8 protein-coding genes and 1 tRNA gene are annotated in these 11,364 nt (G+C 43.0%); 7 read left to right on the forward strand and 2 right to left on the reverse strand.

Annotated features, from left to right (window positions below):
- Nucleotides 1–582: 582 nt before the first annotated feature.
- Nucleotides 583–723, reverse strand: coding sequence for a hypothetical protein (locus AC1DXF_RS15910; protein ID WP_477449709.1), 141 nt, complete (start codon nt 721–723; stop codon nt 583–585).
- A 100-nt stretch (nt 724–823) separates the two neighbouring features.
- Here AC1DXF_RS15910 and AC1DXF_RS15915 point away from each other — a divergent pair, with 100 nt between their 5' ends.
- Nucleotides 824–1,801, forward strand: a complete 978-nt coding sequence (locus tag AC1DXF_RS15915) for a GlxA family transcriptional regulator (protein WP_477449710.1) — start codon at nt 824–826, stop codon at nt 1,799–1,801.
- A gap of 99 nt (nt 1,802–1,900) precedes the next feature.
- Here the strand turns inward: AC1DXF_RS15915 and AC1DXF_RS15920 are convergent, their stop codons facing one another.
- The gene (locus AC1DXF_RS15920) at nt 1,901–2,530 is read right to left on the reverse strand and encodes an HAD family hydrolase (RefSeq protein WP_477449711.1); all 630 of its coding nucleotides are present in this window, start codon (nt 2,528–2,530) and stop codon (nt 1,901–1,903) included.
- Nucleotides 2,531–2,594: 64 nt separating this feature from the next.
- Between AC1DXF_RS15920 and AC1DXF_RS15925 the strand changes: the two genes are divergently transcribed.
- The 6 genes from AC1DXF_RS15925 to AC1DXF_RS15950 all read left to right on the forward strand — a co-directional run.
- A tRNA-Ile gene (locus tag AC1DXF_RS15925) sits at nt 2,595–2,668 on the forward strand.
- 314 nt (nt 2,669–2,982) lie between these two features.
- Nucleotides 2,983–4,266 carry a site-specific integrase gene (locus AC1DXF_RS15930; protein WP_477449712.1) on the forward strand — a complete coding sequence of 428 codons (1,284 nt, stop codon included), beginning with the start codon at nt 2,983–2,985 and terminating at the stop codon, nt 4,264–4,266.
- Between the two features lie 113 nt (nt 4,267–4,379).
- The gene (locus AC1DXF_RS15935; RefSeq protein ID WP_477449713.1) at nt 4,380–4,817 is read left to right on the forward strand and encodes a virulence RhuM family protein; all 438 of its coding nucleotides are present in this window, start codon (nt 4,380–4,382) and stop codon (nt 4,815–4,817) included.
- 46 nt (nt 4,818–4,863) lie between these two features.
- Nucleotides 4,864–6,009: a methionine aminotransferase gene (locus tag AC1DXF_RS15940; RefSeq protein ID WP_477449714.1), complete on the forward strand. Its 1,146-nt coding sequence runs from the start codon at nt 4,864–4,866 to the stop codon at nt 6,007–6,009.
- A 179-nt stretch (nt 6,010–6,188) separates the two neighbouring features.
- Entirely contained in the window at nt 6,189–6,974 is a 786-nt protein-coding gene (locus AC1DXF_RS15945; RefSeq protein ID WP_477449715.1) for an amidohydrolase, read from the forward strand.
- A 641-nt stretch (nt 6,975–7,615) separates the two neighbouring features.
- The coding region (locus AC1DXF_RS15950) for a cadherin-like beta sandwich domain-containing protein (RefSeq protein ID WP_477449716.1) at nt 7,616–11,364 on the forward strand (3,749 nt) is incomplete at its 3' end.

Here is an 11,364-nt window from a genome sequence, read left to right on the forward strand (position 1 = left end):
TTCGGTTTCCCGTCCAGATACCGGCTAAAAATATGCCATAAAACTATTCCGGTTTTTAGGGGGGGCGGAAAGCCCAAAAGTAAAATTGCTGTATTTTATAATTTATAAAAATTGAAGGGCCATATCGAAAAATAAAAAGATGCTTTTCTCATTAGGAAAAAAATAAGGCATGTTTTTAAATTGTAAAATTCCGGATCAGAAAAAAGCTAAAAGATTATGGTATAAAAACATGACATTGCATAAAAACGGCTACGTTGAACAATAAAAATTAAAAAACAAACCCCAAAAGCCAATTTATAATGAAAATTTCGACCTCATTTTGAATTTTAAAGGAAAAATATTGGTTTATAAGTCCCGTTTTAGCCTCCTTAGCATTTTAATATTTTTTTTGTCAATTTGTCAGCACACATGACAATAGCCTATCTTGCTGACAAAAAATCTTAAAAAAAATCTGCCAATACACTGCCAAACAAGTGGCTTCTGTATTGAATAACGACTTAAAACTATAATCATGGCCATGCCAAACTATTTTTAGTCTGCAGCTTAACGGTTGAGATGTTTAGGAAACCAAAAGGCACCAATTTATATGTGGCGGGTACCATTATCAGGCGAAGTAAAATCGGTCATCGTATTAGCCATTAAGCCAGGCACGGCAAAACAACCGTATGTAATATACGGGCAGGCAGCAACAATGCAGGTATAAAAAGCATTTATCATTTGCATTCAAACAATTAACTAACAAGCACATTCAATAAAAAATGCCGGCGGTAAATAACCTGCATTAAATGTTGCTTGCGTTATTGCTTTATTATATTTTTGAAATATGAAGCACATATCTATCTTAATACCAAAGGGGGCAATTTTAGGTAGCCTGGAAGGCTCGCGTCAGTTATTTACCCAGGTAAACCAATTTTTTTTATCGATGGGAAAAGAGCCAATTTTTAAAGTTGAGCTGGTTGGCCTGCAAGCTGAAACGCCCATCAGCGGTGGTTGCTTTACTGTAAATGCTCATGTTTTAATGAGGGAAGTTAAAAAAACCGACCTGATCGTTATCCCTGCACTTGATGGCGAAATAACAAGTGCTATTGAAAATAATAAGGAATTTATTCCATGGATCATTGATCAATATAAAAACGGCGCCGAAATTGCCAGTTTGTGTATGGGGGCTTTTTTATTGGCTTCTACAGGGTTGTTAAAAGGTAAAAGCTGTGCTACCCATTGGATGGCTGCCAATCAGTTCCGTACCATGTTCCCGGATGTAAATCTGGTGACTGAAAAAATCATTACTGATGAACAGGGCATTTACTCCAGCGGTGGGGCATTCTCCTACCTCAACCTCTTATTATATTTGATTGAGAAATTTGCCGGCCGGGATATGGCTATTTTAAGCTCAAAGGTATTTGCCATCGAAATGGAACGTACCAACCAATCGTCGTTCATTATTTTCCAGGGGCAAAAAGATCATTCAGACGATCCTATTAAGAAAGCCCAGGAATTTATTGAGAAAAATTATTCAGAAAAGATAAGCGTTGAACAGTTGGCATCTATGTTTGCCTTAGGCAGGCGAAACCTGGAGCGTCGCTTCAAGAAAGCAACATCCAATACAGTAGCCGAATACATTCAACGGGTAAAAATAGAAGCGGCCAAAGTAAGCCTGGAAACATCGCGCGATAACGTAAATGAGGTGATGTATAACGTTGGGTACACCGATAATAAAGCTTTCCGTACCACATTTAAGCGTATTACAGGCCTGTCTCCTATTGATTACAGGAATAAATACCAGCGGCAGTATTTGAACTAACTGGTTGCCACTGTATTTTAAAATCGGTAAACGGTATGCACGAAGCACTGATTGTTGAACTTATTTTACAACACCTTACTCATCTTCGGTACATTTGGTTTACAAGCCCGATCTTTTGAAAAACTGCTGAATAGTATCCGGCCTGGTCATTAAAAGTGTTTGGATACCCAGTTTTTCGGCGCCGGCCAAATGCTGCGGGCTGTCGTCGATAAACAAAGTTTCGGCCGGGTTAAGATTATTTTCGTCCAGTACCAACTGGAAGATCCTGGCTTCGGGCTTGCGCTTGCCCGTGAGATGTGAGTAATATGCCTTTTCAAAAAGATGGTCGTTACCATCAAACCCAAAATCTTTTTTCAGGTATGCCATGATGTGATCATAGTGAATTGCATTGATGTTACTCAATAAAAACGTGCGGTATTTTGTTTTCAAATCCAGCAGTAGTTCATGGTTGCCTGGCTCAATTCCGAGCAACATGCTATTCCACGCGCCGTTTATTTGATCGTCAGTAAGGCTTGGATTGCCCGATTTTTGCCTGATATAGTTCCTAAACTCTTCTGCGGACACCTCTCCCCTGTCAAATTTATCAAAAATTTCGTCCTGCTGTTTATGACCGAAAAACTCTGCAGCATTACTGATACCCAACTGGTTCCAGCCTTGCTGGGCCTTCCTGAAATCGATATTAAAGATAACGTTACCGTAGTCGAAGATGATATTTTTGATATTTTGCATAAAGGGTTTTGTAAATTGACTGCAAATATGTAAAATTGCACCCGTTAAATAAACACAAATAACCGCGCCTATAGCTCAGTCGGTTAGAGTAGAAGACTCATAATCTTTTGGTCCCTGGTTCGAGCCCAGGTGGGCGCACAAAATGAAGTTTAACCGCTTCTTAAAACCCTCTAAGTCGCTGATTTAGAGGGTTTTTTGTTTTATTCCGATCCTTTTCAGTCCTTACGAATGCACACTTTGGAACACCAATCCGGCACCCTGAATATAGTTTTTACTTTTAGGGGCCAAGAATGAGTTAAATGATTGTATTATAAATAGTTATATCCTTAAATAAGGATCATAATGAATCCAAAAAGACTGGAAATACAACTTCGCTTTTGCCTTTCCTGGCCCCTGAAAATAACGATTTCGGGATGTAATTAATCATTTATTCATTTAAAAACTGTTAAAAGATGAAAACATCGCAGTCATTTGGTGTGCATTTCACCATCAAAAAAGAAAGGGCGAAGGATGGCGTAACCAACGTTTACACATCCGTTACCGTCAACAAAGAGCGGGTTCGTTTCGCTTTGAAACATTATGTAAAGGTTGAAAACTGGGACGCGGGACGAGGCGGGCTGAAGGTCAAAGTTCCCGAGGCAAAGGAAACGAATGCGTACCTGGAGCAGGTCAAATTCACGATCACGACCTACTACCAGCAATTGCAGATCGCCGGTAAGGAAGTCACCCCTCAACTGCTTAAAGCTATGTTCCTCGGCGAGGAAACAGAGGAAACGTATTCCCTGAGCAAATTAATGGACTATCATTACGAAGTGGCCTCTGCCGCGTTAACCTGGAGTACGCTCAAGCATTATGCGGTTTCCCGTCGCTACCTGGAAAAATTCCTCAAAGAAAAGCGTAACACAACCGATATCCGCATTAACGATATCGACTACAAATTCATCATTGACTTCGAAACCTTTCTCCGTAATCATAAGCCGAAAGATCACCAGAAGCCGCTTAATAATAATGGGGTAATGAAACACCTGATCCGCCTGCGTAAAATGACCACGCTGGCGTTAAAGCTAACCTGGATATCCAAAGACCCTTTTAAGAATTACAAGTTCCGTTACAAGAAAGTAGAGACCGCTTTTCTCAACCAAACAGAACTGAATGCTATTCAAAACAAAGAGTTTTCAGCGGAGCGGCTGAATGTGGTACGCGACCTGTTCATATTCAGCTGTTATACCGGGCTGTCTTTTATCGACCTGATGAATTTAAAGGAAAGCAATATCACCGCTGGTGAAGATGGCAATCAATGGATCAAACTTTTCAGACAAAAGAGCAATGAGCCAACTAATATTCCCTTATTATCCCCTGCGCTGAAAATATTGGAGCGTTACCGTTATGACGACCGTGCTGCGATTACCGGCACTCTGTTTCCCAATTATTCTAATCAGCGGGTGAACAGCTATCTAAAAGAGATCGGTATCATCAACCAGATTAAAAAGGTACTGACCTTCGGTGTAGCCCGCCATACTTTCGCCACCACGATCACACTTTCTAATAATGTTCCGATTGAGACAGTCAGTAAGATGATGGGCCATACGAAGATCGCTACCACGCAAATTTATGCCAGGGTTCTCCTCAAAAAGATCGGTGATGATATGAGCATACTTCGGGAAAAACTGGAACCTGAGCCTAAACGGCGCGCGGTCCGCAAGGGACCTTCAAATAATATAAAAAAGGTCAAATAAGCATTTGGCTGTTCAACGCAATTGTGCAAACGTTTTTTGCACAATTTAAAAAATAGTAGCGGGCAAATTTCGCCAGTGATTACGAAATCTATAACAATAAAAAAAATAACACCATGAATCAGGATCAAATTATTATATATCAATCAGTTGACGGTAGTTTAACTGTAGACGTCATACTGGAAAACGACACCTTATGGTTATCCCTTCACCAATTGGCCAATCTTTTTGAAAGAGATAAATCCGTCATATCAAGACACCTTAGTAATATTTTTAAGGAAGGCGAATTAGTACGGGATTCAGTTGTTGCAAAAAATGCAACAACTGCCAGTGACGGGAAAACTTATCTCGTTGAGTATTTCAATCTTGACGCTGTAATCTCAGTCGGTTACCACAAATATCTGGCGGCATTTTGTGTAAAGCAGCAGAAGCAAATCGTACCTCAAAAAACCGGCATCAAATATAGATCAATGTGCCGCATACCTGCGGCTTCACAACAGCGATATTATTTTTCTTATAACACGAAATACTTTCAAAAAACTAAAAATACGTAATAATACGCTTATTGGTTCGTGCTTTTTTGCTTACTTTAGCCGTTAGATGATTTCTGTTGTTTCAAAATTACCCCAAACGGGTACTACCATATTTACGGTAATGTCTGCCCTGGCCAACCAGGTTGGTGCAATAAACCTGTCGCAGGGATTTCCGGATTACAACTGCTCGGCCAACCTAATCGGGCTGGTTAACAAGGCTATGACAGATGGCCATAACCAATATGCCCCTATGGCCGGCGTGATGAGCTTAAGGGAGCGAATTGCCGAAAAAACTGAGAAGCTTTACGGCGCCGTTTACAACCCCGAAACCGAAATAACCATCACCGCGGGCGGTACCCAGGCTATATTTACAGCTATTAGCGCAGTTATACATCCTAATGATGAGGTTATTATTTTTGAGCCTGCCTTTGATTGCTATGCCCCGGCAATAAAGCTGATGGGCGGCGTGGTAAAATCATTACCGCTTGAACCGCCAAATTACCGCATAGCCTGGGATATGGTAAAAAGGCTCATCAACCATAAAACCAAAATGATTATCCTTAATTCGCCGCACAACCCTACTGCTACTATATTGCACCAGGAGGATATTGACGAATTAAGCGCTCTGGTTAAAAACCAGGATATTTTAATATTAAGCGACGAGGTATACGAACACCTGATATACGATGGCCAAACTCACCACAGTATGGCCCGTTACCCCGATTTGCAGCAGCGCAGCTTTATAGTAGCATCATTTGGCAAGCCTTTTCACGCTACCGGCTGGAAAGTTGGTTACTGTATGGCGCCGGCCTACCTGATGCAGGAATTCAGAAAAATTCACCAGTTTTTGGTGTTCGCGGTTAATACGCCGATACAATATGCCATTGCCGAGTATTTAAAAAATGAAGAAACTTATGTGGGTTTACCGGAGTTTTTTCAGCAGAAAAGAGACTACTTTAGACAGGGGCTGGAACAAACGCGTTTTGAGTTACTTCCTTGCTACGGATCATACTTTCAATCAGTACGTTACAGCAACATCACCGACGAGAAAGATGCCGATTTTGTGCTGCGCCTTACTAAGGAGTTTGGGGTGGCTGCGATACCTGTTTCGGCCTTCTACAGTAAGGGGATTGATCATCATGTGTTAAGGTTTTGTTTCGCCAAAAGGCAAGAAACTTTAGATAAAGCCGTTGATAGGTTATTGAAAGTTTAGCTCCGGTTCATGGTTCATAGTTGATGGATCATGGCCGGAGGGATATTGTTTTAACTTCGGTTCATGGTTCATAGTTGATGGATCATGGCCGGAGGGATATTATTTCACAGGGGTTCAAGACCACGATAAAAAGTTCCATGAACCATGATCTATGAACCATCAACTATGAACTAAAAAGTATGGATAATCTTAAAATTACCGTTTTTCAAGGCTACCTTTTTTGGGAAAATACTGATAAAAATTTACAAAATATCACTTTACGCTTATCTGGCGGAATAAGGGAAAAAACAGACCTTATCATACTGCCCGAAATGTTTAGCACCGGCTTTACCATGAATGCCGCTGCACTTGCCGAGCCAATGGAAGGCAAAACCATGCAATGGATGCACCAGACTGCCAAACAGCACGATTGCGTGGTTACAGGCAGTATAATCATCAAAGAAAACGATCATTACTACAACCGCCTCATTTGGATGCGCACCGACGGCACTTATGAGTATTATGATAAACGCCACCTGTTTGCTTTAGGTAAAGAACACAATACCTACACTGCCGGCACCAAAAAAATTATGGTGGAGCTGAACGGCTGGAAAATATGCCCCATGATTTGCTACGACCTGCGTTTCCCGGTATGGCTGCGAAACCTTGCCAATAACCCCTACGACTTGTTGATTGTTGTAGCCAACTGGCCCGAACGCCGGGTGCTGCACTGGCGTACCCTATTGCCCGCACGCGCTGTTGAAAACCAGGCTTACGTGATAGGCGTGAACCGCGTTGGCCACGATGGTAACGAGGTTTACCATTCGGGCGATTCTACCTGTATCGATCCAAACGGCAACGTAGTTTATTACAAACGCGACGAGGATGACGTATATACCTTCTCGATTATTGCCGATGAGGTAAAAAAAGCCCGCAAGACTTTGCCGTTTTTAAAAGACGCCGACGAATTTGAAATTAACCTTTAGGTCATTGGTGGGAACTGGGTTTGGGCTGTCTGGTTTTAAAAATTGCAGCGTATTTTCTAATATAACGAACGTAACATTTTCGCTTTCGGATGGTTTTGAGCATCCGTTTTGTTAACCTTTGCCACCTAATTTATTTTTATAGATCGCCCCCCCCTGCTTTGTAGGTTATATTGTTAAGCCCAGAATGTTAAGGAGCAGAGTTTCTCCACAAGCCTTCAATACAGTAATAATCGTGGTATCAATTGGCCCGACAACGATTTTTCTTCCCCGTTATTTTATAGCGCATTTTATTTTCTAATTACTGCTTGATTCAAAACATTTTAAGTATTTTCGATTAAAAATTAACTATTCCTAAATAAGGCATACCAAACAGTTAAATCACGATGATATTTTACGGCTGTTTTTGGGGTTATATCTTTTTTAGGAACAGGGCATATCTGACCTTCACCTTATAAAAAAATTGAATCAAGCACCACGAACCAAAAGTCAAAAAAGCACAGGTAAAAGTTTACTCAATCCAGGCCGCAGGCTGCGCTTAACGGTGTAATGGGCATGGATTTATTTTTTATACCTGACTCCCGGTTTATATAAAGTGCCAGAGGTATAATTACCATTAAAGTTCTCGTTTTTAAACCAACGTTATGAAAAAAAACCTACACCGCCTGTTCACTGTGAGTATAATACTATTATTATCTGCCGTGTTCTCCAAAGTACAAGCACAAACTATTATTGCAGGTGCTGTTACCGGCAATATTTCTGCATATGTTGGTACAGCCTCGGCAAGCCCAAATATCCAGCAGTTTGTAGTAACAGGTAGTGGCTTGTCTGCAGATATCACCGCAACGGCGCCAACTGGATTTGAGGTATCGCTTGTCCCGACAGCTACCGGAAGCAGCGGTTATGGTAGTAGTGTAGTGCTTACGCAATCGGGGGGTACGGTAAACGGCGCCGTGGTATATGTTCGGTCGGCAGCGTCTGATCCATCAGGTAATATATCAGGCAATGTGGTGCTCACTTCAACAGGAGTTACCAGTCAGAGCGTTGCAGTGACTGGCATAGTAAATTCGCCTACAGTAAGCGCAGTAGCAAACCAAACCCTTTTAAATGGCACCACAACGATGCCTATTAATTTTACAGGGTTAGGAAATAGTATATACAAATGGGTTAATGATACACCGGGTATCGGCTTAGCTACGAGCGGCAACGGCAATATATCTTCGTTCACGGCCGTAAACACAGGCTCCACTCCGGTAACAGCGAATATTACTGTCACCCCGCTATCCGGAGGGTTTGCTTATATAGCAAATAGCCCCACGAATACCGTTTCGGTCGTCAGTACTGCAACCAATACGGTAGTAGCCACTATCCCGGTGGGGATATATCCCGGTCCAGTGGCGATAAGTTCCGATGGGAGCCGCGCATATGTGGCAAGCTTTACGGGCACTATTTCGGTGATAAATACTGCGACCAATACTGTTATTTCAACTATTTCTGCAGGTGCTCAAATTTCCGGAATAACAGTTAGCCCTGATGGTAGCAGGTTGTATGTAACAAATGTGCTTCCACAGACAGTAACGGTAATCAACACTGCAACAAATTTGATAGTAACTACTATACCTTTAACTACTCAACCATGGGCTATATCCGTAAGTCCTGATGGCACCCGTGTATACGTGATAGGGCAAAAGAGTTTTTGGGCAATCAGCACTGCTACCAATACGATAGTGGCTACTACTACAGCAAGTTCATGGCTATCTCAATTGGCAGTAAGCCCCGATGGCAGCCGGGTGTATGCATCAAGCGCCACGGGAAATTCGGTTTTTGTAATTAGTACCGCAACAAATGCTATTACATCTACTATCCCAATGAACGGGGCGGCGGCTTTAGCAATAAGCCCTGATGGCAGCCGGTTGTATGTGGCAAGTGTAGATCACAACGATGTTCTGGTGATCAATTCGGCTACCAACGGTACGGTAGCACGCGTGAGGGTAGGTGAGTCCGCAAGATGGATATTTGTTAGTCCGGATGGTACGACTGTGTATGTGGAAAATTCAAAAACTATTTCAGCAATTAATACCACAAACAATACTATAGTAGCTACGATCCCTATGGCCGGTTCCCCTGTTTCAAATGGCAATTTTATTACGCCAAATATTGGAAGCGGCGCGCCGGTTAGTTTTACTATTACGGTAAACCCAACACCACCCGCCATCCGGGCGGGTGCCACAACAGGCAATATTTTTGCCTGTTTGGGTACTGCTTCGGCAGATAATTTGCAGTTTAAGGTTACAGGAAATGGTTTGTCGGCAAATATCACCGCAGCTGCGCCCACGGGGTTCGAAGTATCGCTTGCAGCGGGTAGTGGGTATAGCGACAGTGTAATGCTTACACAATCGGGTGGTATAGTTAGCAGCACGGTAGTTTATGTACGGACGGCGGCTTCTGCACCGGTAGGCACCGTATCGGGCAATGTTGTGCTATCCTCTACTGGATTTACCAGCCAAACCGTGGCAGTAACCGGCACTGTAAAAGCGTTACCTGTTATAGCCCCGGTACCCAACCAAACCGTGGCAACCGGGTCCACTACAGCCGCTGTTATTTTTAGTGGTGGAAGCAATAGTTTCAAATGGGTTAATAATACACCAGGTATCGGTTTAGCAGCAAGCGGCACGGGCGATATCGCCTCCTTTACTGCCGTAAACTCAAGCACCAGCCCGGTTACGGCTACCATCACAGCCACTCCTGTACCCATAGGATTTGCATATATAGCCAATGAAATCTCTAACAACGTATCAGTGATAAACACCACAACCAATACAGTAGTGGCTACCATTCCTGTGGGTATTGATCCGCTCTGTATTGCAGTTAGCCCGGATGGCGCAAGGGTGTATGTAGGAAATAATTATTCTGGAAATATTTCGGTGATCGATGCAACAACTAATACAATAGTGGCCACCATCGGTAATATTCCTAATTGTACAAGTTTATTAATAAGTCCGGATGGCAGCGTCCTGTATGCCACCTTTTATAATTGGGGCCAGGAGGGAATCGGCGGTGTAGCAGCAATTAGCACTGCTACAAATGAGGTAATATCTAGTTATGCTGCGGGTAACTATCCTAATGGGATAGCGTTAAGCCCGGATGGCAGCCGGCTATATGTTTCAAGTCGCTGGGGGACTGTTACAGTAAATAATATTTTAACTAAAGCAGTAATAGCAACTATCCCGGCGGGCGATACCCCGTTTGGAATATCAATAACCCCGGATGGTAGCAGGTTGTATGTAGTAAATTCTAATTCTAATACGGTCTCAGTAATCAATACCTCAACCAATACAGTGGTATCCACTATTACGTCTCCTTTATATTCACCTAATGGCTTCGTTACCCCTAATGGGATATTGGTAAATCCTACGGGAGACCTGGCTTATGTTACAAACTTTGGTTCAGGCAGAGTATCTGTAATTGGTACCGCAGACAATCAGGTAGACCGAACTATCGACGCAGGTGGAAACTCTGCGGGACTGTCGCTAAGCCCTGACGGCAGCAAATTGTATGTTGTAAATTCCAATTCAAATACTGTATCTGTTATCGATGTTGCAACAAATACTATTGTGGCTACAGTTCCCGTAGGCGAATATCCAAGCTCTTTTGGTAATTTTGTTACAGCCGGTGCAGGCTGTAATGGCGCACCCATCACCTTTACCATCACCGTAAACCCATCCAATAATCCTTCGCTAAGTTCATTAACCATGAACCCGGGTTCTCCGCTGATCCTGGCAAGTTCGGCAGTTGGTGCGGTAAATTATACCACCGGGGTCGACGCAACAACCAGTAGCGTAACGCTTACCCCAACAGCAACATATCCAAATAGCACTATTACAGTAAACGGTGTACCGGTAGCCAGTGGTACAGCATCGGCTCCCATACCGCTTAATAGCGGCCCAACTTTAATAACTACCGTGGTAACTGCGCCGGATGGCATTGCTACAAAAACCTATACCGTAACGGTAAACAGAACTGGTTCAAACAGCGGTGCGTTAAGCACGTTGATCATGAGCCCTGCTTCTCCTCTGGTGCTGACAAGCGCCACTGTAAGCAATGTGGATTACAAAACGTCTGTAGATCCCTCCATAAACACCGTTACCTTTACACCAACAGTAGTTGAAGCTGGTGCAACAATAACCGTAAACGGGGTTGCCGTAAGCAGCGGCTCCGCCTCGGGTCCGATAACGCTGAACACCGGCCCTACCACCATAACTGTCCTGGTAACTGCCCCCGATGGAAGTACTATCAAAACTTATGCTGTAACGGTAATCAGGGCATCAAATAATGCCACCCTAAGCACCTTGATCATGAATCCGCCCGGCGCAATGTTTCCGGCATTTGGCCC

This window comes from Mucilaginibacter sp. P2_A5, from assembly GCF_056404995.1.